Below are 367 nucleotides of genomic sequence, written 5' to 3' on the forward strand. Positions count from 1 at the left end.
CGTGGCGGATCTGGACGCAGTGAACGTGAGCCAGCTGAAGGACTCGGGCCTGATCGGCGGCGATGGCAAGGCGATTGCCGCGGTGACGTACGACCGCAACCAAGACGGTTCGCCGAACTACGGTTCGGTGACGCTGGGCGATGGCAACGGTCCGGTGAAGGTGACGAACGTGGCGGACGCAACGGGCGACAGCGACGCGCTGAACCTCGGCCAGCTGAAGCAATCCGGCCTGGTGGGCGACGACGGCCAGGGCAACCTGACCTCGCTGGCGGTGACGTACGACGATGCGACCAAGGCAGGCGTCACGCTGGGCAATGCCGGTACGCCGGTGGCGGTCCACAACGTGGCGGACGGCGTGCTGTCGGAT

Annotated in this window: 1 pseudogene; it reads left to right on the plus strand. The window is 67.3% G+C overall.

Going from position 1 to position 367, the window contains the following annotated elements:
- Position 1: 1 nt before the first annotated feature.
- Positions 2–367 (plus strand): annotated as a pseudogene (locus ACM6JT_RS29350) (hemagglutinin); the annotation flags it as partial.

It is taken from the genome of Burkholderia sp. IT-111MI5, assembly GCF_949752865.1.
Taxonomy (GTDB): Bacteria; Pseudomonadota; Gammaproteobacteria; order Burkholderiales; family Burkholderiaceae; genus Burkholderia; species Burkholderia pyrrocinia_C.